General features: G+C 65.2%; 19 protein-coding genes and 1 riboswitch. Of the genes, 10 read left to right on the top strand and 9 right to left on the bottom strand.

Annotation, left to right across the window (positions count from 1 at the left end; translation table 11 throughout):
• Positions 1-66 precede the first annotated feature (66 nt).
• Complete coding sequence (locus HG421_RS12640; protein ID WP_169706672.1) at positions 67-1,449, top strand: L-serine ammonia-lyase; 1,383 nt, start codon at positions 67-69, stop codon at positions 1,447-1,449.
• Between the two features lie 856 nt (positions 1,450-2,305).
• Positions 2,306-3,301, top strand: coding sequence for an alpha/beta fold hydrolase (locus HG421_RS12645; RefSeq protein ID WP_169706673.1), 996 nt, complete (start codon positions 2,306-2,308; stop codon positions 3,299-3,301).
• 92 nt (positions 3,302-3,393) lie between these two features.
• Here HG421_RS12645 and HG421_RS12650 read toward each other — a convergent pair whose 3' ends face one another.
• The 3 genes from HG421_RS12650 to metX are packed head-to-tail and all read right to left on the bottom strand — an operon-like array spanning position 3,394 to position 6,724.
• On the bottom strand, positions 3,394-4,482 hold the full coding sequence (locus HG421_RS12650; RefSeq protein ID WP_169706674.1) for a homoserine dehydrogenase: 1,089 nt from the start codon (positions 4,480-4,482) through the stop codon (positions 3,394-3,396).
• Positions 4,479-5,696 (bottom strand): O-succinylhomoserine (thiol)-lyase, encoded by a 1,218-nt coding sequence (locus HG421_RS12655; protein WP_169706675.1) that lies wholly within the window; start codon positions 5,694-5,696, stop codon positions 4,479-4,481. Before HG421_RS12655 ends, HG421_RS12650 begins: the two co-directional genes overlap by 4 nt.
• The gene (gene metX / locus HG421_RS12660) at positions 5,693-6,724 is read right to left on the bottom strand and encodes a homoserine O-succinyltransferase MetX (RefSeq protein WP_169706676.1); all 1,032 of its coding nucleotides are present in this window, start codon (positions 6,722-6,724) and stop codon (positions 5,693-5,695) included. The genes HG421_RS12655 and metX overlap by 4 nt, the downstream gene beginning before the upstream one ends.
• A 71-nt stretch (positions 6,725-6,795) precedes the next feature.
• Positions 6,796-6,916: riboswitch (SAM riboswitch) on the bottom strand.
• A 139-nt stretch (positions 6,917-7,055) separates the two neighbouring features.
• On the opposite strand from metX, the gene HG421_RS12665 reads away from it, so the two are divergent.
• From HG421_RS12665 to HG421_RS12680, 4 genes are all read left to right on the top strand, one after another.
• Positions 7,056-7,952: a M23 family metallopeptidase gene (locus HG421_RS12665; protein WP_429001923.1), complete on the top strand. Its 897-nt coding sequence runs from the start codon at positions 7,056-7,058 to the stop codon at positions 7,950-7,952.
• Between the two features lie 125 nt (positions 7,953-8,077).
• Complete coding sequence (locus HG421_RS12670) at positions 8,078-9,682, top strand: peptide chain release factor 3 (RefSeq protein ID WP_169706678.1); 1,605 nt, start codon at positions 8,078-8,080, stop codon at positions 9,680-9,682.
• Positions 9,683-9,757: 75 nt separating this feature from the next.
• On the top strand, positions 9,758-10,402 hold the full coding sequence (gene trhA, locus HG421_RS12675; RefSeq protein WP_064507376.1) for a PAQR family membrane homeostasis protein TrhA: 645 nt from the start codon (positions 9,758-9,760) through the stop codon (positions 10,400-10,402).
• A 62-nt stretch (positions 10,403-10,464) separates the two neighbouring features.
• The gene (locus tag HG421_RS12680) at positions 10,465-12,411 is read left to right on the top strand and encodes an AsmA family protein (RefSeq protein WP_211161847.1); all 1,947 of its coding nucleotides are present in this window, start codon (positions 10,465-10,467) and stop codon (positions 12,409-12,411) included.
• Positions 12,412-12,509: 98 nt separating this feature from the next.
• Here HG421_RS12680 and HG421_RS12685 read toward each other — a convergent pair whose 3' ends face one another.
• The 3 genes from HG421_RS12685 to mtgA are packed head-to-tail and all read right to left on the bottom strand — an operon-like array spanning position 12,510 to position 14,690.
• On the bottom strand, positions 12,510-12,938 hold the full coding sequence (locus HG421_RS12685) for a CBS domain-containing protein (protein ID WP_169706679.1): 429 nt from the start codon (positions 12,936-12,938) through the stop codon (positions 12,510-12,512).
• On the bottom strand, positions 12,898-13,950 hold the full coding sequence (locus HG421_RS12690) for a glycosyltransferase family 2 protein (RefSeq protein ID WP_169706680.1): 1,053 nt from the start codon (positions 13,948-13,950) through the stop codon (positions 12,898-12,900). The genes HG421_RS12685 and HG421_RS12690 overlap by 41 nt, the downstream gene beginning before the upstream one ends.
• Before the next feature lie 2 nt (positions 13,951-13,952).
• Complete coding sequence (gene mtgA, locus HG421_RS12695) at positions 13,953-14,690, bottom strand: monofunctional biosynthetic peptidoglycan transglycosylase (protein ID WP_169706681.1); 738 nt, start codon at positions 14,688-14,690, stop codon at positions 13,953-13,955.
• A gap of 75 nt (positions 14,691-14,765) precedes the next feature.
• On the opposite strand from mtgA, the gene HG421_RS12700 reads away from it, so the two are divergent.
• Complete coding sequence (locus HG421_RS12700) at positions 14,766-15,656, top strand: Hsp33 family molecular chaperone HslO (RefSeq protein ID WP_169706682.1); 891 nt, start codon at positions 14,766-14,768, stop codon at positions 15,654-15,656.
• A 152-nt stretch (positions 15,657-15,808) separates the two neighbouring features.
• The gene (locus HG421_RS12705; protein WP_211161848.1) at positions 15,809-16,642 is read left to right on the top strand and encodes a hypothetical protein; all 834 of its coding nucleotides are present in this window, start codon (positions 15,809-15,811) and stop codon (positions 16,640-16,642) included.
• Between the two features lie 661 nt (positions 16,643-17,303).
• On the opposite strand, the gene HG421_RS12710 is transcribed toward HG421_RS12705, so the two are convergent.
• Positions 17,304-20,267 carry a TonB-dependent receptor domain-containing protein gene (locus tag HG421_RS12710; RefSeq protein ID WP_169706684.1) on the bottom strand — a complete coding sequence of 988 codons (2,964 nt, stop codon included), beginning with the start codon at positions 20,265-20,267 and terminating at the stop codon, positions 17,304-17,306.
• A gap of 356 nt (positions 20,268-20,623) precedes the next feature.
• On the bottom strand, positions 20,624-21,232 hold the full coding sequence (locus HG421_RS12715; RefSeq protein WP_169706685.1) for a TetR/AcrR family transcriptional regulator: 609 nt from the start codon (positions 21,230-21,232) through the stop codon (positions 20,624-20,626).
• A 136-nt stretch (positions 21,233-21,368) separates the two neighbouring features.
• Between HG421_RS12715 and HG421_RS12720 the strand changes: the two genes are divergently transcribed.
• Both HG421_RS12720 and HG421_RS12725 read left to right on the top strand, forming a co-directional pair.
• Positions 21,369-22,292, top strand: coding sequence for an alpha/beta fold hydrolase (locus HG421_RS12720; protein ID WP_169706686.1), 924 nt, complete (start codon positions 21,369-21,371; stop codon positions 22,290-22,292).
• Complete coding sequence (locus HG421_RS12725; RefSeq protein WP_169706687.1) at positions 22,289-24,763, top strand: acyl-CoA dehydrogenase; 2,475 nt, start codon at positions 22,289-22,291, stop codon at positions 24,761-24,763. The genes HG421_RS12720 and HG421_RS12725 overlap by 4 nt, the downstream gene beginning before the upstream one ends.
• A gap of 182 nt (positions 24,764-24,945) precedes the next feature.
• Here the strand turns inward: HG421_RS12725 and HG421_RS12730 are convergent, their stop codons facing one another.
• Positions 24,946-25,299 carry a DUF1304 domain-containing protein gene (locus HG421_RS12730; RefSeq protein ID WP_169706688.1) on the bottom strand — a complete coding sequence of 118 codons (354 nt, stop codon included), beginning with the start codon at positions 25,297-25,299 and terminating at the stop codon, positions 24,946-24,948.
• Between the last annotated feature and the right edge of the window lie 224 nt (positions 25,300-25,523).

A 25,523-nucleotide genomic window follows, 5' to 3' on the forward strand; every position in this document is an offset into this window, starting at 1 on the left:
CTGCAGCCGTGCCGCAATCGCCGAACGACTAGAATAGCCGCCTTTACGCTCACCTCTCCGGCACGCATGGCTGTCAGCACGTTCGACCTGTTCAAGATCGGTATCGGTCCCAGTTCCTCCCACACCGTGGGGCCGATGCGCGCCGCCGAGCGCTTCGTGCACCGTTGGCTGCTCGACGCGGGCCGCCTGCACGAGGTGGCGCGCATCCGCGCCGAAGTGTTTGGCTCGCTGGCGCTCACCGGCCGCGGCCACGGGACCGACAAGGCGGTACTGCTCGGGCTGGAAGGCCACCGCCCCAACCTGATCGACCCGGACATCATCCCGGCCACGCTGGAGCGTATCCGCGCCAGCAAGCGCATCAGTTTGATGGGCCAGCACGACATTACCTTCGACGAAAAGCGCGACCTGCCGATGAACAAACGGCAGAAGCTGCCCTACCACACCAATGGCATGCGCTTCACCGCCTATGCCGCGGACGAGAGCGTGATCGCCACGCGCGATTACTACTCGGTCGGCGGCGGCTTCGTGGTCAACCAGGACGATGCCGCAGACGACCGCATCGTGGCCGACGAAACGCCACTGCCGTATCCGTTCCTCAGCGGGGACGAACTGCTGGCGCAATGCGCGCGCAGTGGGTTGAGCATTGCCGCGCTGATGTTCGAGAACGAAAAGAGCTGGCGCAGCGAAGACGAGATCCGCCATGGCCTGCGCGAACTCTGGAATGCGATGCAGTCCTGCGTGAGCCGCGGCATCCGCGAGGAAGGCACCCTGCCCGGCGGCCTGAACGTCTCGCGGCGCGCGCCGGCGCTCTATCGCGAACTCTCCTCCAAACCGGAAGCGGCCATGCGCGACCCGCTGACCACGCTGGACTGGGTCAACCTGTACGCGCTGGCGGTCAACGAAGAGAATGCCGCTGGCGGCCGCGTGGTCACCGCGCCCACCAACGGCGCGGCCGGCATCATCCCGGCGGTGCTGCATTACTTCGACCGGTTCTGCGCAGGCGCATCCGAACAACGCATCTTCGATTTCCTGCTCACCGCCGCGGCCATCGGCATTCTCTACAAGGAAAACGCCTCGATCTCCGGCGCCGAAGTCGGCTGCCAGGGCGAGGTCGGCGTGGCCTGCTCGATGGCTGCCGGCGGCCTGGTGGCCGCGCTTGGCGGCAACCCGGGCCAGATCGAAAATGCCGCGGAAATCGGCATGGAGCACAACCTGGGCCTGACCTGCGACCCGATCGGCGGGCTGGTACAGATTCCGTGCATCGAACGCAATGCAATGGGCGCAGTGAAGGCCATCAACGCCAGCCGCATGGCCATGCGCGGCGACGGCAAGCACAAGGTCTCGCTGGACAAGGTCATCAAGACCATGCGCGACACCGGCCGCGACATGCAGGACAAGTACAAGGAAACCAGCCGCGGCGGTCTGGCGGTGAACGTCATCGAATGCTGAGTCAATCGTGGACGGCGTGCTGATCAACGCAGCATGCGCAGCGACGAAAGAACCCACTCCACAGAGGCTTGCCATTGCGCTGCCCTTCTCGTGCACACGGGAGAAGATGCGCGAAATACGAATGAGGGAACGCCCCCGGCGCAGCGAACGCTCCGCCCTTCTCCCGCACGCGGGAGAAGGGGCGCGAAGCGCGGATGCGGAAACGCACCAGCCGCAGCGAACGCTCTGCCCTTCTCCCGCACGCGGGAGAAGGTGCGCGAAGCGCGGATGAGGGAACGCACCAACCGCATCGAACGCTCTGCCTTCTCCCGCACGCGGGAGAGGGTGCGCGAAGCGCGGATGCGGAAACGCACCAGCCGCAGCGAATGCTCTGCCCTTCTCCCGCACGCGGGAGAAGGTGCGCGAAGCGCGGATGCGGAAACGCACCAGCCGCATCGAACGCTCTGCCTTCTCCCGCACGCGGGAGAAGGTACGCGAAGCGCGGATGAGGGAACGCACCAGCCGCAGCGAACGCTCTGCCCTTCTCCCGCACGCGGGAGAAGGTGCGCGAAGCGCGGATGAGGGAACGCACCAACCGCATCGAACGCTCTGCCTTCTCCCGCACGCGGGAGAGGGTGCGCGAAGCGCGGATGCGGAAACGCACCAGCCGCAGCGAATGCTCTGCCCTTCTCCCGCACGCGGGAGAAGGTGCGCGAAGCGCGGATGAGGGCAGCAGACCTCAGCGCACGCATTGGAGCCTGGTCGCCAGCAATCGCCAGCAATGCGCCTGCAGCGCCCGCTAACCGCCACCTGGCTGTACGTTCCCACCACATCCGCCGCTGTACCGTCAGCGCCTGGATTTGGATGGAGATACACGATGCGAAAGCGCGTTTGCACCCTCATGCTCGCCCTGGCCTGCAGTCCGCTACTGGCGCAGGAAGCCGCGTATGGCCCGCGCCTGGAAGGCTTCGACTACCCCCACCCCGTCAAGACCTATGCATTCACCTCGCAACAGCAGCCGCTGGAAATGGCCTACCTGGATGTTGCGCCGACCGGCACGCCCAATGGCCACACGGCGGTGCTGCTGCATGGCAAGAACTTCTGCGCCGCCACCTGGGAAGACAGCATCGCCGCGCTGAGCAGGACCGGCTACCGCGTCGTCGCGCCGGACCAGATCGGTTTCTGCAAATCCAGCAAGCCGGCCGCGTATCAGTTTTCGTTCGCGCAACTGGCCGACAACACGCATGCGCTGTTGAACAAGCTCGGCATCCAACGTGCGGTGGTGGTCGGCCATTCGATGGGCGGCATGCTGGCCATTCGCTATGCGCTGATTTACCCGCAAGCGACCGAGCATCTGGCGCTGGTCGACCCCATCGGGCTGGAAGACTGGAAGGCCGAAGGCATCCCCTGGCGCAGCGTGGATGCGTGGTACGACAACGAGCTGAAAACCAGCTTCGAACGGATCAAGAAGTACCAGATGGACGTGTACTACGCCGGTCAATGGGAGCCCGAATTCGAACGCTGGGCGCGCATGCAGGCCGGCATGTCGCTGGGCAAGGGCAAGCAGGCCGTGGCCTGGAATCAGGCGCTGACCTACGACATGGTCTTCAACCAGCCGGTGGTCTACGAGCTGCCCAACCTTGCGGTACCGACCACGCTGTTCATCGGCCTCAAGGACCGCACCGCCATCGGCAAGGACACCGCACCGCCGCAGGTCAAGGCACGCGTGGGCGATTACACCAGGCTGGGCAAGCGCGCGGCGGCCGCGATCCCGAATGCGAAACTGATCGAGTTTGCCGACCTGGGCCATTCGCCGCAGGTGCAGGACCCGGCGCGCTTCAACGCTGCGCTGTTGAAGGCGATTGCGCAGTAACTGCTGGATGGCGATGCGTGACGACCCGGGTCGTTGCGCATCGCCGCAGCAGCGTGACTTCCGGACGGTGGTGCAGCTCCGTGCCGGGCCGATCAACCGGCGACGATCCGCAACACGTCATCCAGCAACGCGGCCGCGGTCACCTCGGCGCCCGCACCCGGGCCCTGGATCAGCAAGGGCTGCGCGCGATAGCGGTCGCTGCTGATCGCCACGCGGTTGTCGGTACCGGCACCACCGGCCAGGGGATGGTCCAGTGCCAGCTCACGCAATCCCACGCTTGCACCGTGTGCATCCACGCGACCGACGAACCGCAGGCAACGTCCTGCAGCCCGCGCCTGCTGCCAGCGCGCGCCGACCTGCGCATCCAGCGCGCCCAGCTGCGCCTCCAGCTCCACCAGTGGCGTTCTGGCGAGGCTGGCCGGCACCAGCGATTCCACATGCACCTGTTCGGCCTCCAGTTGCCAACCCGCCGTGCGCGCCAGGATCAGCAGCTTGCGCCGCACGTCCTCACCGGACAGATCGATGCGCGGATCCGGCTCGGTATAGCCCGCCGCCACCGCCTCGCGCACGCAATCGGAAAAGGCAGCGCTGCCGTCATACCGATGGAACAACCACGCCAGCGATCCGGACAACACGCCTTCGATCGAATGGATATGGTCGCCGCCGGCCACCAGCGCGCGGACGCTGCTCAGCACCGGCAGCCCGGCGCCCACGGTGGCACTGTCGCCGTAGTGCGCGCCACTGGCATGCCGGGCGGCGTGCAGCGCCTGCGCACGCGACAGCGCCGTGCCCTGCCCGAGCTTGTTGGCGGTCACTACATGCACGCCACGGCCCAGCCATTCCACATGCCATTGCGCGACCACATCGCTGGCGGTCGCATCCACCAGCACATCGCCGGCGCGCAGCGCCACGGTCTCCGCCCAGGGCTGCAACACGGCCTGGCCACGCGGGGCGGCATTGGCCTGCTGCAATGCCTGTTCGGCGCTCACCCCGCAGTCGTGGGCGATGCGCGAATTGGCCAGCCAATCGAAGCGTGGCAGCTGCAACTGGCGCTGCTGCAAGGCGGTGTAGCGGGTCACGAAGGCGCGCCCCACCGTCCCGGTGCCCAGCAAGGCAAGCCGCGGAGTCGGCGTCACCGTTGCCTTCGCTGCGCGCGGCGATACGGGCAGCACGCTGCTCATGCGTCGACCTGTTTGCGGGCGGCGTTGGTCAGGGTCGCCTCGGCGCGCGCCAATCCGGCGCGCAGGTCGATCAGCAAGTCGTCGGCCGATTCGATCCCGATCGACAAGCGCAGCAATCCATCGGAAATCCCTGCCGCCGCACGTGCTTCGGCGGTCATCGCCGCATGCGTCATCGAGGCCGGATGGGCGATCAGGCTTTCCACGCCCCCCAGCGACTCGGCCAGGGTGAAGTAGCGCAACCCATCGACGAAGGCGCGCACCGCGGCTTCGCCACCGTTCAATTCAAAACTCATCATCGCGCCGAAGCCCTTCTGCTGGCGCGCTGCCAGGGCATGGCCCGGATGGGTCGCCAACCCGGGGAAATACACCTGATTGACCGTCGCATGCCCGTCCAGCAATGCAGCGATGGCATCGGCGTTTTCCTGGTGCACACGCAGGCGCGCATCCAGCGTGCGCAGGCCACGCAGGGTGAGGAAGGCATCGAACGGCGAGCCGGTCAGGCCCAGCGCATTGGCCCACCATACCAACTGCTGGTGCAGCTGCGCATCGCGCGCCACCACCGCACCGCCCACCACGTCGCTGTGGCCGTTGATGTACTTGGTGGTGGAATGCAGCACCAGATCGGCGCCGAATTCCAGCGGCTTTTGCAGTGCCGGCGACAGGAAGGTGTTGTCGACCACGGTCAACGCACCCACCTTCTTCGCCGCTTCGATGACGAAGCGCAGGTCGGTGATGCGCAGCAGCGGATTGGACGGGGTTTCGATCAACACCAGCTTGGGCGACTGCGCCAGTGCATCGGCCAGCGAGCGCGGGTCGGTGAGGTCGGCGGTGATCAAGGCGAAATGGCCCTTTTTGGCCAGCGCATTGAACAACCGCCAGCTGCCGCCGTAGGCATCGTGCGGCACCACCAGCGTATCGCCCGGCTGCAGCACCGCGTTGAGCACCAGATTGATCGCGCCCATGCCGGTGGAGGTAATCACCCCGCCCGCGCCGCCTTCCAGTTCGGCCAAGGCTTCGCCGAGCAGGTCGCGGGTGGGATTTCCGCTGCGGGTGTAGTCGTACTGGCGCTTGTTGCCGAATCCGTCGAAGGAAAAGTTCGACGACAGCACGATCGGCGGGGTCACCGCGCCGTAGGCGGTATCGCGGTCGATACCGGCACGCACGGCGGCAGTGGCGGCAGTACAGGGGGCGTCGGCGGGGTCGCGAGAGCTCATACGGTTTCTCCGGTGATGCGAAGGGCAGTGGTCAGGATCGCGTCGATGCGATCGATTTCTTTCAGGAAGGCGTCATGGCCATACGGCGAGCGCAGCACGCGCAGGCTGCCGCGCGGCCCCAGTCCTTCGACCAGGCTGACCATGTCGGCCAGCGGCACCAGGCGGTCGCCCTCCACCGCCACCACCACGGTGGGCACGCGCACCTGCGCGGGGTCGATGCGGTGCAGGTCGATGGATTCGGACAGGCGCAGATACGCATTCACCGGCGTGCGCGCCACGTACTGCGAACCGGCGGCGTCCAGATAGTCTTCGGCGGCCACCCGCACGCGGCCATTGATCACTTCCGGCGGCGCGTCGAAGCGCTCGCTGAATTCTTCCGGCGTGCGGTAACTGAGCATGGCGAACTGCCGTGCCAGCGCCAGGCCGTGATGTTCCGCGCATTGCAGCTGGCCCAGTGCCACCGCGCGGCGCTGCAGCGCGCGCCATGCCGCCGCATACGGATGCGCGCGGTGCGCGCCACTCACGGCGATCAAGGTGCCGACGCGACCGGCATGGCGGGTGGCGAAGTGCAGCCCGACCAGCGCGCCATACGAATAGCCGACAAAGCCGTGCAGGCGGGTGATCCCCAGCGCGTCCAGCAACGCGGCGATCGCGTCGGCCTGGTCGGCGGTATCGATCGGCGCATCCAGGGTGCCGTCGGCACCCAGGAAGTCGAACGCCAGCAGGCGACGCGACGCCGGATCCAGCGCGCGGCCAGCGCCCACCAGGCCATCCACCCAGCCCTTCTCGGGAAACAGGGCATTGGCGGCCAGATGCCGGTGCGCAGAAATGCCGCCGGCCACGAACACGACCGGCGCGTTGGCGGCGCCGACCAGCTCATAGCGTAGCCGCAGCTCGCGCAGCCCGGCGTGGCGCATCGGCAGCGAGACGACAAGTTCGCCGCGCACGGCGGCAGCACTGGCAGTGTCGGCAGTGGGCGTTACAAGGTCATCAGAAGTGGTTGGCGATGCTGTGGTCACGAGGCTCATGGCGATATCCGGGGTGGATCGGCCATCGAGCTTCGCGGGAGCTCGCGTTCGACGTGCGCAAGGCACGAGTCGAACCATCTTTCGGCGGACGCGGAGGTCCCCGCAGGATTTGGCACCAAACGCGGGCGCTTGCGCGCTCCGCTGGCTGCCCCGGCATCAAAGGGCCTGTCCCTCCGCCGGTCTCGATGGTGAGGCCACGATGCCACCGCGCTTTTACGATGTCAATCGCTTCATGCGGATGGAGAGATATATTTTCATCCGATACCACTGCGCGCGGTGACCGGCCGCATACTTGCGCCTTTTCGCCCGGCTCGATCGCGTGCCCCATCTTTTGTCTTGCTGCCCCAGTCCCGTGATCTGCGCAACGCTTGCCGCGGCGCTGCTGTTGCCCGCAGCCGGCGCCAGTGCGCAGCAGCGCTGGCACTGGCCACGCGCTGCAGCACTGCCTCCCACCTCCACTGCCACGCAGCCGCTCCCCGCGCCGACCAGCGCCGGGCCGGCGCTGCAGCTGGAATGGCAGGCGCCGGTCTATCTGGTCTGGGTCAGCAACCCGCTCGCCGGGCCCGCACAGGTTCGGCTGAGCGCGCCGTCCAGCGAGGACTACCGCGCGGTGCCGCAATTGCCGCTGACGCTGCTGCTGGCGGCGCACGAACGCCGCCTGCTCGCACGGCTCTATCCGGCCAGCAGCCAGCGCACCCTGGCCGGGCTGGGCCTCAGGCTGGAGGTGATTCCCGGCGACCCGCAGGCCCGGCCCCAGCCGGTGCGCTATCAATTGCCCTTCCGCGACCGGCCGGTGCAGGTGGATCAGGGCTACGGCGGGCACTTCAGCCACGCCGACCTGCCCAACTGGTATGCGGTGGACTTCGCCCTGCCGCAGGGCACGCCGGTGCTGGCCGCCCGCGAGGGCGTGGTGATGGAGCTGCGCCAGGACGTCACCGATGGCGGCGCCGCCGACCCTGCTGCCGGTGGCGGCAACCTGGTGCGGCTCCTGCACGCCGACGGCAGCATGGCGCTGTACGCCCACCTGGCGCCGGGCGGCGTGGCGGTGCGGCTCGGCCAGCAGGTCGGCGCCGGCGAGCGGCTCGGTGCTTCCGGCAATACCGGCTACAGCACCGCTGCGCACCTGCACTTCTCGATCCAGCGCAATGCCGGCCTGCAGTTGGTCTCGGTCCCGTTCCGCATGCTGGGGCCGCAGGGCGAGCTGCAGTTTCCCTCGCCCACTCCCTGAGTTGAGTGGCGCCGGCCAGGTCTCGCAGGTCTGGCCGGCAGCCAGCAAAGGTCCGCCCCGCCGAAGCCGCTATAATCACCGGCTTCCTCAGTTTCCGCAGGCGTCCGACCGGGCGCGCCCCGCCCATGTCCGAAGTCTCCAACGAAGCCGCGCGCCGCCGCACCTTCGCCATCATTTCCCACCCCGACGCCGGCAAGACCACGCTGACCGAAAAGCTGCTGCTGTTCGGCGGTGCGATCCAGATGGCCGGCTCGGTCAAGGGCCGCAAGGCCGCCCGCCATGCCACCTCGGACTGGATGGCGCTGGAAAAGGAGCGCGGCATCTCGGTGACCTCCTCGGTGATGCAGTTCCCGTACGAGAACAAGATCGTCAACCTGCTCGACACCCCCGGCCACGCCGACTTCGGCGAGGACACCTACCGCGTGCTCACCGCGGTGGACTCGGCGCTGATGGTGATCGACGTGGCCAAGGGCGTGGAAGAACGCACCATCAAGCTGATGGAAGTCTGCCGCCTGCGCGATACCCCCATCATGACCTTCATCAACAAGCTCGATCGCGAGGGCAAGAACCCGATCGATCTGCTGGATGAAGTGGAAACCGTGCTCGGCATCCAGTGCGCGCCGGTGACCTGGCCGATCGGCATGGGCCAGCGCCTGAAGGGCGTGGTGCACCTGATCACCGGCGAAGTGCATCTGTACGAACAGGGCCGCAACTTCACCCGCCAGGATTCCACCATCTTCCCGTCGCTGGATGCCCCCCGGCTGGTAGAAAAGATCGGCGCGCAGATGCTGGCCGAGCTGCGCGACGAACTGGAACTGGTGCAGGGCGCCAGCAATCCGTTCGACCTGGACGCCTATCGCGCCGGCCAGCAGACCCCGGTGTTCTTTGGCTCGGGCGTCAACAACTTCGGCGTGCAGCCGCTGCTGGATTTCTTCGTCGAACACGCACCGCCGCCGCAGGCGCGCGATACCACCGGCCGCCGCGTCGAGGCCACCGAGCCCAAACTGAGCGGCTTCGTGTTCAAGATCCAGGCCAATATGGATCCGCAGCACCGCGACCGCGTGGCGTTCATGCGCGTGTGTTCGGGCAAGTTCACCGCCGGGATGAAGGCCCTGCACGTGCGCAGCGGCAAGGACGTCAAACTGGCCAATGCGCTGACCTTCATGGCCTCCGACCGCGAGATCGCCGCAGAAGCGTGGCCGGGCGATGTGATCGGCATCCACAACCACGGCACCATTTCCATCGGCGATACCTTCACCGAAGGCGAATCGCTGTCGTTCACCGGTATTCCCAACTTCGCACCGGAACTGTTCCGGCGCGCGCGCCTGCGCGACCCGCTCAAGCTCAAGCAATTGCAGAAGGGTCTGGCGCAGCTGTCCGAAGAAGGCGCCACGCAGTTCTTCCGCCCCTTGATGAGCAACGACCTGATCCTGGGTGCGGTGGGCGTGCTGCAGTTCGACGTGGTCGCCTATCGGCTCAAGGACGAATATGGCGTGGATGCCATCTTCGAGCCGGTCAGCGTGACCACCGCACGCTGGGTGCATTGCGACAACGCCAAGAAGCTGGAGGAATTCCGCGAAAAGAATGCCGGCAACCTGGGCATCGATGCGGCCGGCCAGCTGGTCTATCTCGCACCCACGCGCGTCAACCTGCAGCTGGCGCAGGAACGCGCGCCGGATGTGCGCTTCTCGGCCACCCGCGAGCACGCGCATGCCAAGGCCATCGATTGACCCGCGCTTGAGCCGCCACATGCCTGCGCCACGGACGGCAATGCGAATTGCTCGCAGTTGCGGTACCTTTTTGGAATGAACGCAGACGCTTCCCCCTCGACCGACCTGCGCGACGAAATTGCCAGTGCCGTGACCCACGGCCTGGGCGCCATCGCCGCCCTGGCCGGTGGTTCGGTGCTGATCACGCTGGCCGCCATCTACGGCGATGGCTGGCAGCTGGCCACCTCCATCGTGTTCAGTGCCACGCTGGTGTTGCTCTATGTCGCCTCCACGCTATTCCATGCCATTCCGCATCCAGGCGCCAAGGCGCGGCTGCAGGTGCTCGATCACTGCGCGATCTATCTATTGATCGCCGGCACCTATACCCCGTTCACGCTGATCAACCTGCGCGGCCCATGGGGCTGGGGATTGTTTGCGGCCATCTGGACGATCGCCGCCGCGGGGGTGATCTTCAAGCTGTTCTTCACCGGCCGCTTCCGGTTGCTGTCGACCATCCTGTATCTGGCCATGGGCTGGCTGATCATCGTGGCGATCCAGCCACTGCTACGCTCGGTCGATACCTGGTCGCTGTGCTGGCTGCTGGCCGGCGGGCTGTTCTACACCCTGGGCACCTACTTCTACCAGCGCGACACCCAGCGTTACTTCCATGCGATCTGGCACCTGTTCGTGCTTGCCGGTAGCGCCTGCCACTTCGTTGCGGTGATCGAACAGGTGATGTGAGCAGCGTGCGGGCGTTCGCACGCCCTGCACGAGCCATCGCCAACCATGCGCACGTGAACAACGTGACTGATGCCACCGATCCTCGCACCTTGCGCCCATCGCGTCGGCGACGCTGGCTGATCGGGCTTGGCATCGTGGCCGGTCTGGTGGTCATCTTCCTGATCCTGTTCGACTGGAACTGGTTGCGTGGTCCGGTCGAGCGCGTCGTCAGCGCAAAGACCGGCCGTGCGTTTCATCTCGGTCATCTGGACGTGGATCTGGGCCGCACCACCACCATCCGTGGCCAATCGCTGCAGCTGGGCAATGCCACCTGGTCCAAACGCGGTGCGATGGCGGAATTGAACGCGGCCGAGATCGATGTGGAGCTATGGCCGCTGCTGCGTGGCAAGGTCCGCCTGCCGGAAATTCGTCTGGACCACCCCAACGTGCTGCTCGAAGCCGGCAACGACAGCCACCCCGGCAACTGGGTGTTCGATACCAGCGATGGCGACGGCAGCATGCCGCGTCTGGGCCGGCTACTGGTGACCGACGGGCGGCTGCGCTACATCGACGACGCCAGCCGCTCGGACATCGACGTGGCGATCAATAGCCTGGCGCCACCGGGCAGCGACCAACGCGCCGCGCCGATCGGCATCGAGGGCAAGGGGCGCTGGAAGGGTTATCCATTTACGCTGAAGGGCGATACCGCATCGCCGCTGGAACTGAGCCAGAGCGAGCACCCGTTCCGCATCGATCTGCGGGGCCGCGCCGGCGCCACCCGCACGCATGTGCGTGGCACGCTGACCAATCCCTTCCAGTTCCGCATGTTCGACCTGCAGATGGCGTTGAGCGGTCAGGACATGCAGGACCTGTATCCGCTGACCGGCGTTGCCATGCCCTCCACGCCACCGTACGCACTCGACGGCCGGCTGCGGCGCGATGGCGATGTGTGGCGCTATGAGACATTCACCGGCACTGCCGGCGACAGCGACCTGTCCGGCACCGCGGAGATCGACCTGCGCAACAAACGCCCGTTCCTGCGCGCGGACCTGGCCTCAAAACGCCTGGATTTCGACGACCTGGCCGGCTTCATCGGCGCACCGCCCAAGACCGGGGCGGATGAATCGGCCAATGCGCAACAGAAGGAGCAGGCCAGCCAGCTTGCTGCCAGCGCGCGCATCCTGCCCACCACGCCGTACGACCTGTCCAAACTGCGCGCCATGGATGCGCAGGTACGCTGGCGCGCGCAACGCATCAATGCGCCGTCCTGGCCGCTGGATGACATGGATGCCTCGCTGAACCTGAAAAATGGCCTGCTGCAGCTGGAGCCACTGAACTTCGGCGTGGCCGGTGGCGACATCCGCTCCACCATCCGCATGGACGCGCGCAACGAGGTGATCGCTACCCACCTGAAGGCCGGCATCCGCGGGATTCGGCTGGATCGGCTGTTTCCCGATGCCACCCTGGCCAAGCAAGCCTCCGGTGCCATTGGCGGCGAGCTGGATCTGCGTGGTCGCGGCAACTCCATCGCCGCGATGCTCGGCAGCGCCGATGGCGCGATCGGCGTGGGCATGGGCCGCGGCCACGTCGGCAACCTGATCATGGAGCTGGCCGGGCTGGACATCGCCGAATCGCTGAAATACCTGATCACCAAGGACCGGCAGATTCCGGTGCGCTGCATCTTCGGCGACTTCGGCGTACAGGACGGCCTGATGCAATCGCGCGCCCTGGCCTTCGACAGCACCGATACCATCATCGTTGGCGACGGCAACATCAGCCTGAAGAACGAAACCCTGGATCTGCTGCTGCGCCCGCGCCCCAAGGACCGCAGCATCCTGACCCTGCGCTCGCCGCTGCGCATTGGCGGCACCTTCAAGGATCCGAGCTTCCGTCCCGATTTCAAGGCCCTGGGCGCGCGCGGCGCGATCGCCATTGCCCTGGGCAGCATCGCCCCACCCGCCGCGCTGCTGGCCACCTTCGAACCCGGCCCGGGCAAGGACAGCGACTGCGGTGGCACGTACGCGCAGTAAAGTCCGGTCGCGCATCCGCGGCACCGCGTTTGCGGGCGCTCTCGTGGCGGGGCCGCAAAGCCCCACCCGGCAAGCGCCGCTACGGGGAACCAATGGGCTCAGCTGGCGATATACCGCTGCAGCTGATCGATATCGCGCCGCTGGTCTTCGATCACCGCCTTGACCAGGTCGCCGATCGAGATGACTCCCTGCACACGCCCATTTTCGACCACCGGCAGATGCCGGAAGCGGCCGTCGGTCATCAGCTGCATGCAGCGCTCCACGGTGTCCGAGGGCGACACCGTCACCACCTGCGAACTCATGATCTCCGCCACGCTGGTGCTGTGGGACGAACGCTCGCGCAGGACCACCTTGCGCGCGTAATCGCGCTCGGACACGATCCCGGCAAGCCGCGCGCCGTCCATCACCAACACCGCGCCAATGCCCTTCTCGGCCATCAGCCGGATCGCTTCGATCACGGCGGCATCGGCCGCAACGGCGAATACCTCAACCTGCTTGGTCCCCAACAGCTGTCGTACGGTCTGCATGGCCCGCTCCGCGCTTGGTCTGGTGATCGCAGCCTACTCCCACCGCGCCGCGCTGGGTATCGACCAGGTACAGCGGACGCTGCTTGGCCTCGTCGTACAACCGGCCCAGGTATTCCCCGATCAGGCCCAGCGCAATCAGCTGGATGCCGCCCAGGAACAGGATCACCGACATCATCGTCGGCCAACCCGCGACCGGGTCGCCCACCAGCGCCGCCTTGATCACCACCCAGCCCCCGAACAGGAACGCCGCCAGCGCCGTCAGCAGGCCCAGATAAGTCGCAGCCCGCAGCGGCACCGTGGAAAAACTGGTGATGCCGTCCAGCGCAAAATTCCATAACCGCCAGACCGTGAACTTGCTGGTCCCGGACAGGCGCGGCGCGCGCCGGTACGGCAGCGCCACCTGACGAAACCCGACCCAGCCGAACAGGCCCTTCATGAAACGATGCCGCTCGCGCAATTGCTGCAACGCCTGCACCACCCGCGGCGACAGCAGGCGAAAATCGCCGGTGTCGGCGGGGATCGGCGTGCGCGACAGGCGCCGGATCACCCGATAGAACGCATGGGCGGCACTGCGTTTGAGCCAGCTCTCGCCCTCGCGGAACACGCGCGTTCCGAAGATATTATCGTAGCCCGCCCGCCACAGCGCGACGAATTCCGGAATCAGTTCCGGCGGGTCCTGGCCATCGGCATCGAGCAGGACCACCGCGCCGGGCAGCACATGATCCAGTCCCGCCGAGACCGCCACTTCCTTGCCGAAATTGCGTGACAGCCGCACCGCACCCACCCGTGCATCGGCCTGCACCAGCGCCTGCACCACGTCCCAGGTGCCGTCGGTGCTGCCGTCATCGACATACAGCACCTGCGTCTGCAGCCCCTGCAGCTGTGCCAGCACCGCGCACAGCCGTGGATGCAGCAACGGGATGCTGGCTTCCTCGTTATAAGCCGCGATCACCACGGTCAGGCGCTCGGCAACGGCAACGGCAGGGGCGGCGCTGGTGTCGGTCGTGCTCATGCTCACCTGGCCTGCAGATAGGCCGCGCCGCCCAGCTGGCGTGCCTGCCGATGGATCCACGCCGTGCGCCGCTGCACGTAGGCGCCCGGCCGGCGCGCGTCATAGCGCCGCGGCGATGGCAGCACCGCGGCCAGACGCGCCGACTCGGTCGGCGACAGCCCGGCCGCGTCCTTGCCCCAGAACTGCCGGGCAGCCGCCTGCGCGCCATACACGCCGTCGCCGAACTCGGCCACGTTGAGATACATCTCCAGAATGCGCTGCTTGGGCCAGAACAGTTCGATCAGCACCGTGTACCAGGCCTCCAGACCCTTGCGCAGCCAGCTGCGGCCCTGCCACAGGAACACATTCTTGGCGACCTGCTGGCTGATCGTGCTGGCGCCACGCACCCGCCCGCCGCGCGCATTGTGATCGCGCGCCTTTTCGATGGCCTGCAGATCGAAGCCATGATGCATCGGGAACTGCTGATCCTCTGCCGCCACCACCGAGATCGGCAGGCTGGCGGCGATCTTTTCGTAGTCGCGCCATTGCTGATGCAGGGAAAACCCGACGTCGCCCTCGCCCCACGCTTCCAGATAGCGCCCCACCATCATGCTGCTGATCGGCGGGTCGACCACCCGCAGCACCAGCACCTGCAACACGCTCGCGGCGGCAAACAGCAGTGGTGCGGCCAATAGCCAGCGCAGCCAGCGTCTGCGCCGCGGTGGCGTCCCCTGCTTGCCATCCAATGCATCCGTCCCCATTAGTTCGCTTCGACCTTCGATCCCGATGCCTGCCGCATTATCCGGCAACCGGCGTCCCTTACGTCCGATGTCTCCATGACCGATCACGATCAGCTGTCCCGTTTCCTGCTGCCTGCCGCCGGCGTGCGCGGAGTCCATGTGCGTCTGACCAAGGCCTGGCACGACATCCAGGGCGCCGCCGCGTACCCGCCAGCCGCGCGCCAGCTGCTCGGCGAAGCCGCCGTGGCGGCCGCCCTGTTCACCGGCCACACCAAGGTGGACGGTCGCCTGTCCGTGCAGCTGCGCGGCAACGACACGCTGCGCACCCTGTTCGCCGAATGCACCGCCGCCGGCACCTTGCGCGGCATCGTGCAGCTGGCCGACGGCGCCGATGCGCCGACCGACCTGCGCGAACTGGGCGAGGCCGCCCTGCTGGCGATCACCATCGAAAACCCCGGCCTGGACCCACGCGAACCGCAGCGCTACCAGAGCCTGGTCGCCATGCAGGCGCCGGACCTGGCCGAAGCCTTCGAGACCTACTTCCAGCAGTCCGAACAGCTGCCGACCCGCCTGTTGCTGGCGGCCGGCCCGGATCAGGCCGCCGGCCTGCTGCTGCAGAAGCTGCCCGGCGACGAAGGCGACACCGACGGCTGGACCCGCATCGGCGCCCTGTTCGACACGCTCGGCGCGCCGGAACTGCTGTCGGTCGCCGGCGACGACCTGCTGCACCGCCTGTTCCACGACGAAGATACCCAGCTGATGGGCAGCAAGCCGCTCAGTTTCGGCTGCTCCTGCTCACGCGAACGGGTCGCCTCGATGCTGCAGTCGCTGGGCGAAGAAGAGGCCCGCGCCGCAGCAGAAGAGACCGGCAGCGTGGACGTGCGCTGCGAATTCTGCGGCCGTGAGTATCACTTTGCGTTGACCGATCTGGCCGTACTTTTCAGTGCAGCGCAGCCCTCCCAGCAGGCGCCGGAACGGTTGCAATAGATAGCATTACGGGTGCGTTCCGGGGAACGTGACTACTTGTTAAATAATCATAAACACCCTAGCATTCTCCCTGCCCGCTCTCGGGAACTTAACAATCACTCCTGGGTCTGATCTCCGGTATGCGACACCTTCTGCGCCTTCCGCTCGCTTTGCTGGTTGCCCTTGCGGCAGCCACGGGTGTGTACGCGCAGTCGGCGCAGCAAGTGCGCGAAAGCACGATCCTGCCGGTGTGGAACAAGGGCAGTGGCAAGGTCGAGGCGTTCCTGTATCTGGAGCCCACCGGTGAGCAGAAGGCCGGTGCGCGTTGGCACTTCGGTCGCAACTCGCTGGATGCGGCGTTCGGCCTGACCTCCGGCGATTCGCTGGGCCTGCTGTGCAACAGCAGCCGCGGCACCAATATCAGCGGGCTGGCCAGCCATTGCCTGTTGGCCGGCATCGGCGACGACGAGGAAGACAGCGCCGCCGCGTCGCGTCGTGTGTCCGGAACGCTGGGCTTCAACCGCGCTGGTGGCCGTGTCGGCGTCACTGCCGGCACCGGTCGCGACACCCTGCCTGCCTGGCTCATCGGCGCCGGCAAGGCACCGCTGACGCGTGTCGAACAGAACGACCTGACCGTATTCGGCCAGAAGAACATCGGCCGCGAAGGCTTCGTCTCGATCGGCGGCACCTACGCCCGTGCGCGGCTGGTTCCGTTGGCGGACGTCTCACCGGCAATTGCCGACCAATGGGACAGCAAGACCTTGAGCGTTGGCGGCGGCTACGGCGCTTTCAGCGCCAACGTCATCGGCCGTGTGGTGGACGTTCCCGGCCAGCCCGAGAAGTGGGAAGGCCTGGGCCTGGGCCTGACCTGGCGCACCCCCTGGAGCGGCCAGCTCACCGTCGGCGCCGAAAACGTCATCTCGCGCGGCAAGAACCCCTTCGCGCCCAACAACGACAGCAACAGTGACGGCACGGTTCCGTACGTCCGGTACGAGCAGGATCTGTAAGCCTTCCTCCTGCCCCAAACGATCACGCCACCGCCATAGACGGTGGCGTTTTTGTTTTGGTACCTGCAGAACCTAATTGTTTGGTAACAGCTGCCCTCAGGGCGCGTCGCCAGGTATTGGGAAAGCGCATCTGGTATCGCAAGCCGTCAAGCAATGGAAAATCAGGCACGCACTTTTCTGGCCGACTGTCACTGCTTCCACGCAATACTGAACCTTTCTCGAAGACCTCAAAAGTCGCTCGATCCCAGTACAGGGTTTTCTACTTTGCCTTGAGCTGCACGCAGCGAAGTGACGCTTGGCCAGGATTCCAGCATGGCGTGGCGTGACGCTGCCCGTCATCGGCAGCGCACCAGCATCGCAATCAGCCTGCACGGTTAAAACGTCCCGCACTGCCTTACGCCTTCTATCTAACTGCTGGGCCTATCTGGCTGCCGGGCAAGCGGGGCTATGGGACCATCGACCAAACGATTTCAGACGCCGCATACCCAATCAGTCAGAGTGCTTTCCGTTCTGCTGGCGAGCATGCTCACCGCATACTGATTCGGCAACGGCACCTTCAATATCCGCCCAGGACAATGCCCCGGTCCGCCTGACCAAGGCCCATAAACGGCTACGCCCCCGAGATCGGGGGCGTAGCTTAGGTCAAACGATCAAACGCCTATCAGAAACGCTGGGTGTAACGCATGTACAGGAAACGACCGATGTCGAAGCCGCCGAAGTAGGACACGTTGGAGCTCGGCTGGCTATACAGGGTCGGACCAACGCGGTCGAACACATTGTTGGCGCCGGCAGAAATCGTCGCGTTCCACGGGGCATTCCAACGCACCTGGACGTCATTGAAGACGGTGGCGCCACGCTCGTTGGTCGGGTTACCCACCGAAACGCCCTGATTGTTCGGAGCGCGGTAGTTGGGATCGCTGCACTCGTCCGGGAACTGAGCCGCATTCAGGCAGGCTTCTTTCAGCCCGGAGAAGTAGCGCACCGTCCAGCTGGCACCGAAGTCGCCCTTATCCCAATTGAGTGCGACGTTGGAGCGAATGCGGAAATGGGTACCGGTCGTCGTACCGGCCCAGCCTACACCCGTGAACGGGTTCGGATTGGTGACGGAGTTCCGGGTGGTGACCAGTTCGTCGCGGCTGGTGTAGGTGGTCGTCCACTTGACGCCGAAGGTTCCGGCCGTATCGGTCGCCAGTCGGTAACCCAGATCCAGGTCGTAGCCCTCGACTTCACGGTAACCCGCATTGATCGAAGTGCGGTTCAAGGTGTTTACGATGCCAGTGACGGGATCACGGGTGAACGCGTTGCAGCGCTCGGCGATACCGTTGATGTAGCAGTCGTTGAGGATCAGATTGGCGGTGTCGCCGATGATGGTGTTTTCGACGCGGATCTGCCACCAGTCAAGCGACACGTTCAAGCCGTTGACGAAGCCCGGGCTCCATACAAAACCCAGGGTCTTGGAGGTGGAAGTTTCAGGTGTCAGCTCGTCATTGGAGCCGGACAGGAACGCCAGTGGCGTCTGCGACGAGGCTGCCGTGGTCGGCACGAAACCCTGCGCCTGCTGACGGAAGGTAGCCGCGTTGACCGGCAGTGCTGCAGCGCAACGAGCGCGGACAGCAGCGCTGTTTCGGGAAGCACCGAACTGCACGTCACAAGGATCGGTGAAGAAGTCGAAACTTTGCGAACCGCCGCCGTAGAGATCGGAAATGGTCGGGGCGCGGAAGCCCTCGGCCCAGGTACCGCGCACCAGCAATGACTGGAACGGCTTCCACTTGAAACCGAACTTGCTGTTCACGGTATCGCCGAAGGTGTTGTAGTCGGAGTACCGGGATGCCAGGCTCAGACTCAGCTCCTGGGCGAACGGCAGATCAGCCAGAATCGGCACGTTGAGCTCGGCATAGACTTCTTCCACCTTGTAGCTTCCGCTGGTAGGGAAGTTGGCCAAGCCAGAAGTGTTACCCGACTGTGTAAGCGCGTCCGGGCTGAACTCACCTTCTTCCTTACGCTGCTCAGCGCCCACGGCGAATCCGAGATCGCCAGCAGGCAGGGAGAACAGGCTGCCCGACAAGTTGGCCGTGATGACCTTCGTCTTGGTGTCTGCAGTCGCGTGCGTGGTGGGGATCAGGAAGTCCTGCAGGGCCTGATTGCCGGTCAGTGCACCCGGACCGGTCAGGCCAGCGGCGATGAACGGATTGAACGGCACGCACTGCGCCAGAGCGATCGGAGCAGCAGCCGAGCCGCACTGCGCAACGCCGGATGCATTGATGAAGGACGGACCCACAGCTGCACGCAACGAGGTCAGGTTGAGATCGCCGTAACCGCTCTGCACCAGCTTGTTGTTGTTATAGAGGTAACCCACATCCCAGTCGAAGATGCGGTCGCCAACATTGAACGAGCCGTCAAACGCGCCCGAGAAGCGATACGTGGTCAGCTCCGCACGCGTGGTGCGCGGTACTTCGGTCGTACGACGCCACCAGTTCGGGATTTCGCGATTGAGCGGATTGAATGCGCTATCCACCGACATCGGCGAACCGAATGCGAGTGCCTGGTACGGGTAGCCCGCGATCTGGCGCTCGGAATCACGATTGCTGTACAGCACGTTGGTACGAAAACGGACGTTGTCGGTCAGATCATAGGAGCCGTCCACGAACAACGAGCGGCGTTCCTGCGGGGTGCGCAGGTCAGTCCAACGGTTGGTATTGGTCTTGTCTTGCGTAACGAACTGGTCTGTATTCTGGGCCCGGTAGTCCGCCGGGTTGTCCGGGTTGCCGCCGTCGCGCACCAATACGCGCACTTCGCGATTCGGATTGGCTGGGGTGGCTACCGCAGGGTAAGCAACATTGGGCAGCGCATCCGTCGGGCGGCTGACGAATCCACCGAACTCACCGACGGCAGTCCAGCCAAAGTCCGGATGATTGGACGAACGCGGGAATTCCGAATACGGACGGTCAGAAGCAGCAACCTTGTTTTCCTTGGCATATTCGATGCCGACGGTCAGCGTTCCACGCTCGCCGGTCACACCCATCACGAAGTCGGCATTGGTCGTTTCGCCATCGCCCTGCGAGTACTGGCCGTAGTAAACGCTGCCGGTCGCGCCATCGAAATTGGTGCGGGTGATGATGTTGATGACACCGGCGATCGCGTCCGAACCGTAGATCGAGGACGCACCGTCCTTCAGCACCTCGATGCGATCGATCGAAGAGACAGGAACGGTGGAGATGTCCTGCAGGCCGTCAGTGGTGATGCCCAGACGCTTGCCGTTGACCAGGACCAGCGTACGCGCTGCACCCAGGTCGCGCAGGCTGATATAGGTACCACCGACTGCTTCGCCGGAAGACAGCGGCGACGCGCGGCTGATCGGCGGCGTGCCGACTGCGCTGATGTTCTGCAGGATGTCGGCGACCGACGAGAAACCCTGCTTCTCGATGTCGGCGCGGCTGACGGTCAGAATCGGCTGAGCGGTTTCGGTATCCACCTGGCGGATGCGCGAACCGGTCACTTCGATACGATCAAGGTTGGTCGCGCCGGTGTCCTGGGCGATGGCGATCGAAGGCAGTGCAGAGGCAGTAGCGCCAACCGCGATGGCGAATGAAATCGCGTCGCGAAGCTTGCTGGTCTTGTAAATCATTGAGCTCTCTCTCCAAGATCTTGGTAGTGGCGTGATGAACAACCGTTCGAGGGATCGAAAAAGCGAACCCAAAACGAAAGGTGGAGCCGATAGTAGCTATCAAGTTGGAAAAATTAAAGATGCGTTAACAAGAAATTGTCTTTCCGTGAATTCAGGGCGAGCTTAACTTTCTCAAGCGCCGTTGGAGATCGCTAAAGTTCCCTGCACAGCTGCCGCTAAAGCTGCAAACCACGGCCTTGAGGCAAGCGGCCCCAAGCATAACGAAAGAATTATCTTTAAAAACAAAAACTTACGAATTTCCGAGCAAGCGCTCCAGCGATAGATCAAGCAAGCCCAAGCGGATATCGGTGCTGCGTTTAGCCCGGAATCAACGTCTGAATCACATGCTCGACGTAGGCCTCGAAATCTTCCCGGGCCTGCTTGGGTTGCTGCAGTTGCAGCGAAAGCTGCAGGAAGCCGACGTAGGCGGCGTAGGCCAGGCGGGCGCGGTGCTGGGCGTCGGTGCGGGACAGGCCGGCCTGGCGGAACGAGGCGATCAGGTAATCGAGGCGGCGCTGCGAGACGCGGTCGATGACCGGACGCACTGCCGGGTGATCGAGCGCCTTGAGCAGTTCGCTATAGATAACGTGTGGTTTGACCTCATGCGCGACCAACTGGAACAACGCGCGCAGGCGGGCACTGGGGTCCGGAACATCTTCCAGGCTGCCGAACACTTCCTTTTGTTCGAAAATTTCCCAGCGTTCCAGGGCCGCCTGCAGCAGTGCGTCGCGTGATGGGAAGTGCCAGTAGAAGCTGCCCTTGGTAACGCCGAGCCGGCGCGCCAACGGTTCTACGGCGACCGCGCCCACGCCCTGCTCGGCGATCAGGTCCAGCGCAGCCTGCGCCCAGTCGTCTGCGCTGAGGCGGTTGCCGCGGCCGGAACTGGCGCGGGGAGTGGTGGGGCTGGATTCGGTAATGTCGTTCATGCCGCGATTTAACCATACGCTTGGGTCAGTTGCAGTATGCGTCACGAAAACGACGCACAATCGCCACGATTCAATGGCTTAACCGTCCATACCAGAGAGTATTGACAGGCGGCGGAACGCATCCATACCATTAGGTATGGTCACTCTTCCTTCTACCCTCGCCCGCACTGCGTCTGCGCCGCTGATCAGCGCTGGCGATGCCGAGTTGGCGGTGTCGGTGCAAGGCGCAGAACGCGCACAGACGGTCGTGCTGGCGCATGGGTTCGGGCAGACGCGGCACGCGTGGGACACGACTGCAGGCGCGTTGGCGCAGGCTGGCTACCGTGCGCTGTCCTACGATGCGCGCGGGCATGGCGACTCGAGTTTCAATGCCGCCGAGGTGCGCTACTCGCCGACGCAGTTCACCGATGACCTGATTGTCGTGGCGGGCGAACATGCCGAACCGCCAGTGCTGGTCGCCGCCTCGATGGGAGGCTTGTTCGGCCTGCTTGCGGAAGCGCGTTGGCCGGGATTGTTTCGCGCCATCGTGCTGGTCGACATCACGCCGCGCTGGGATACCAGCGGCGTGGAGCGCATCCTGCGCTTCATGACCGCGCACCCGGACGGCTTTGCCTCACTGGAGGCCGCCGCCGATGCAATCGCCCATTACCTGCCGCATCGGCCGCGCAAAACGGCAACCCAATTGCGGGCGCTGCTGCGCCAGCGCGACGACGGCCGTTGGAAGTGGCATTGGGATCCGCGTTTGGTCGAAGAACTGGCCGGACAGAATGCGCAGCTGCAGCAGCATGCTCTGCTGGAAGCCGCCGCACAGGTGCGCTGCCCGGTGCTGTTGATCAGTGGCGGCCGCAGCGATCTGGTCACGCCGGCCACCATTTCCGAGTTCCTGTCGATCGTGCCGCATGCACAGCATGTGCATCTGCCCGAGGCCACGCACATGCTGGCCGGCGACGACAACACCACGTTTACCGCCACCGTGTTGCAGTACCTGGACGCATTACCCTCGGTTGGCATCATCGCAGCGTCCAACATCACCGAGCATGTCACTGGAGCAAGACCATGAGCATCGTTGCACCGTTCCTCCTCGTCATCCTGGCGGCGGGTATCGCTGCCTATCACCGCATGCGCCTGGCCACCTGGGTTGCGATCAGCGCCTGCGTGCTGGTGGCGTGCTGGCTGCTGGGTGCCAATCTCACCGCCACCATCGTTGCGGCCGTGCTGGTCGTGCTGGTGTCTGCGCCGGTGCTGTTGCCGTTCCTGCGCAAGCCGTTGTTGACCACTCCGTTGATGGCATTCTTCCGCAAGGTGTTGCCGCCGCTGTCGCAGACCGAGCGCATTGCGCTGGAAACCGGATCGGTCGGTTTCGAGGGGGAGCTGTTCACCGGTGACCCGGATTGGCAGAAGCTGCTCAATTACCCCAAGCCGCAGTTGACTGCCGAAGAGCAGGCCTTCCTGGATGGCCCGGTGGAAGAGTTATGCAAGATGGTCAACGATTGGGAAATCACCCACGTCCACGCCGACCTGCCGCCGGAGCTGTGGGACTTCATCAAGAAGAACAAGTTCTTCGGCATGATCATTCCCAAGCAGTATGGCGGCCTAGGTTTCAGCGCGCTGGCGCACCACAAGGTGATCCAGAAGCTGTCTTCGATCTCCAGCGTGGTCAGCTCTACGGTCGGCGTGCCGAATTCGCTCGGTCCCGGCGAATTGCTGCTGCACTACGGCACTCCGGAGCAGAAGGATTATTACCTGCCGCGTCTGGCCGTGGGTGCGGAAGTCCCGTGCTTTGGCCTGACCGGCCCGTTTGCCGGCTCCGATGCCACCTCGATCCCGGACTACGGCATCGTGTGCAAGGGCGAGTGGAACGGCGCCAACGTGCTCGGCGTCAAGCTGACCTTCGACAAGCGCTACATCACCCTGGCACCGGTCGCCTCGCTGATCGGCCTGGCCTTCCGCGCGTATGACCCGGACGGTCTGATCGGCGACAAGAAGGACATCGGCATCACCCTGGCCCTGCTGCCGCGCGAAACGCCCGGCGTGGACATCGGCCGCCGCCACTTCCCGTTGAACTCGCCGTTCCAGAACGGCCCGATCCACGGCGAAGACGTGTTCATCCCGCTGAGCCAGTTGATCGGCGGCGTGGAGATGGTGGGCAAGGGCTGGAACATGCTCAACGAGTGTCTGGCAGTGGGTCGTTCGATCACCCTGCCCTCCACTGCCAGCGGCGGCAGCAAGGCTGCGGCGGTGGTCACCGGTGCGTATGCGCGCATCCGCAAGCAGTTCGGCCTGTCGGTCGGTCGTTTCGAAGGCGTGGAAGAGGCGCTGGCACGGATCGGCGGCAAGGCCTATGCGATCAGTGCGCTGTCGCAGGCCACGGCGGCGGCGGTGGATCGCGGCGATGTGCCGTCGGTGCCGTCGGCGATCGCCAAGTATCACTGCACCACCATGGGCCGCGAAGTGGTGAGCGACATGATGGATGTGATCGGTGGCAAGGGCATCATCCTGGGGCCGCGCAACTTCGCCGGCCGCGCCTGGCAGGCCGCGCCGATCGGCGTGACCGTGGAAGGCGCCAACATCATGACCCGCAGCCTGCTGATCTTCGGCCAGGGCGCCATCCTGTGCCATCCGTGGGTGATGAAGGAGATGCAGGCAGCGCAGGATCCGGACACGCGTCGCGGCCTGGAAGCGTTCGACCAGAGCCTGTTCGGGCACATCCGTTTCGGCATCTCCAATGCCGTGCGTTCGTTCTGGTTCGGCCTGACCGGTGCACGCATTGGCGCAGCGCCGGGCGATGCCTACACCCGCCGCTTCTTCCGCAAGCTGGACCGTTACTCGGCCAACCTGGCGCTCATGGCCGACGTGTCGATGCTGATGCTGGGCGGCAAGTTGAAGTTCAAGGAGTCGTTGTCGGGGCGTCTGGGCGATGTGCTGAGCCACATCTACATGACCAGCGCGATGCTCAAGCGCTACCACGACGAAGGCGCACCGGCCACCGACCAGCCGTTGCTGGCCTGGGCCTTCCACGACAGCGTGCACAAGATCGAAACCGCGTTGTCGGCCGCCCTGCGCAACTTCCCGATCCGCCCGGTGGGTTGGTTGATGTGGGTGCTGATCTTCCCGCTGGGCCGCCGCGCCGAAGCACCGGGCGACCGCCTGGGCCACCGCGTGGCCTCGATCCTGATGGCTCCCAACGAAGCACGCGATCGCCTGGCACAGGGCGTGTTCCTGACCCCGTGCGCCAACAACCCGGGTGGCCGCATCGCCAGCTACCTGACCAAGGCGGTGATGGCCGAGCCGGTGGAGCGCAAGTTCCTCAAGGCGCTCAAGACCAAGGGCATCGAGGCGCTGGAGTTCACCGCACAGCTGGACGAAGCGGTAGCCGAAGGCGTGCTCACGCTGGACGAGCGCAAGCTGCTGGAAGAGCTGCGCGAGATCATGATGGATACCATCACCGTGGACGACTTCGATCCGCATGAACTGCGCGCTGCCAGCTTCTACGACAAGCCGCAGGCACAGCAGCCGCGCGAAGCGGCCTGATTCGGCGTTCGTCGACAAGGCAAGAACAAACGGCGAGCTTCGGCTCGCCGTTTGCGTTTGAGGGCACGGCGGGCGCGCTGCAACGCAGGCTTCGCAGGCCGATGACGCCACGCGGAACACGCGTGGCGCTAGCGCACAGGTCTGCTGCTAGCGCGCCCGAGGACGACGGCCAACGGCTTCGCTCAGAGCGGCAACCACAACAGCGCCAGTGCGATCAGCGCAGGCAAGGCCTGCACGAAGAAGATCCGGCGGTTGACGCTGTAGGCGCCATAGCAGCCCGCCACCACCACACAGCCCAGGAAGAAGCTCAGCACGTCCGCGCGTTCGGCCAGTGCGCCCCAGAACAGGCCGGCGGCCAGAAAGCCGTTGTAGAGCCCCTGGTTGGCCGCCAGTACGCGCGTGGCCTGTGCCTTCTCCAACGTATTGCGGAAGGTCTTAAGGCCCAGTGGGCGGGTCCACAGCAGCATTTCCAGCACCAGGATGTAGACGTGCAGCAGGGCGACGCACAGACCGGCAACGATGGCGAACAGGGACATGGCAGGCAGGAGTAATGAACGTGGCGGCAAGCATAGCCGCGATGACATTCCCTCTGCCGGGGAACCCATTCAAAGGCCGGCGATTGGCCGCTGCCGAGAAGGCGTGCCCGGCACGGCAGGGGCGCTCACAGTCGTGGTCAGGCAACCTCCGATGGACCCAGGCAACGCAGACAACTCCGATGCATGGGTGTGACCAGCGCGCACAACCGCAGCCAGATTGTGTT

Origin of the sequence: Xanthomonas campestris pv. badrii, from assembly GCF_012848175.1 — a bacterium.
Classification (GTDB): Bacteria; Pseudomonadota; Gammaproteobacteria; order Xanthomonadales; family Xanthomonadaceae; genus Xanthomonas; species Xanthomonas campestris_C.

Coding starts and splice junctions, on each gene's coding strand:
- trhA (WP_064507376.1), top strand. CDS start 9,758: ATGAACGCAGACGCTTCCCCCTCGACCGACCTGCGCGACGAAATTGCC.
- HG421_RS12730 (WP_169706688.1), bottom strand. CDS start 25,299: ATGTCCCTGTTCGCCATCGTTGCCGGTCTGTGCGTCGCCCTGCTGCAC.
- HG421_RS12700 (WP_169706682.1), top strand. CDS start 14,766: ATGACCGATCACGATCAGCTGTCCCGTTTCCTGCTGCCTGCCGCCGGC.
- HG421_RS12720 (WP_169706686.1), top strand. CDS start 21,369: ATGGTCACTCTTCCTTCTACCCTCGCCCGCACTGCGTCTGCGCCGCTG.
- HG421_RS12725 (WP_169706687.1), top strand. CDS start 22,289: ATGAGCATCGTTGCACCGTTCCTCCTCGTCATCCTGGCGGCGGGTATC.
- HG421_RS12655 (WP_169706675.1), bottom strand. CDS start 5,696: ATGAGCTCTCGCGACCCCGCCGACGCCCCCTGTACTGCCGCCACTGCC.
- HG421_RS12710 (WP_169706684.1), bottom strand. CDS start 20,267: ATGATTTACAAGACCAGCAAGCTTCGCGACGCGATTTCATTCGCCATC.
- HG421_RS12640 (WP_169706672.1), top strand. CDS start 67: ATGGCTGTCAGCACGTTCGACCTGTTCAAGATCGGTATCGGTCCCAGT.
- HG421_RS12685 (WP_169706679.1), bottom strand. CDS start 12,938: ATGCAGACCGTACGACAGCTGTTGGGGACCAAGCAGGTTGAGGTATTC.
- HG421_RS12690 (WP_169706680.1), bottom strand. CDS start 13,950: ATGAGCACGACCGACACCAGCGCCGCCCCTGCCGTTGCCGTTGCCGAG.
- HG421_RS12645 (WP_169706673.1), top strand. CDS start 2,306: ATGCGAAAGCGCGTTTGCACCCTCATGCTCGCCCTGGCCTGCAGTCCG.
- HG421_RS12715 (WP_169706685.1), bottom strand. CDS start 21,232: ATGAACGACATTACCGAATCCAGCCCCACCACTCCCCGCGCCAGTTCC.
- HG421_RS12670 (WP_169706678.1), top strand. CDS start 8,078: ATGTCCGAAGTCTCCAACGAAGCCGCGCGCCGCCGCACCTTCGCCATC.
- HG421_RS12650 (WP_169706674.1), bottom strand. CDS start 4,482: ATGAGCAGCGTGCTGCCCGTATCGCCGCGCGCAGCGAAGGCAACGGTG.
- mtgA (WP_169706681.1), bottom strand. CDS start 14,690: ATGGGGACGGATGCATTGGATGGCAAGCAGGGGACGCCACCGCGGCGC.
- metX (WP_169706676.1), bottom strand. CDS start 6,724: ATGAGCCTCGTGACCACAGCATCGCCAACCACTTCTGATGACCTTGTA.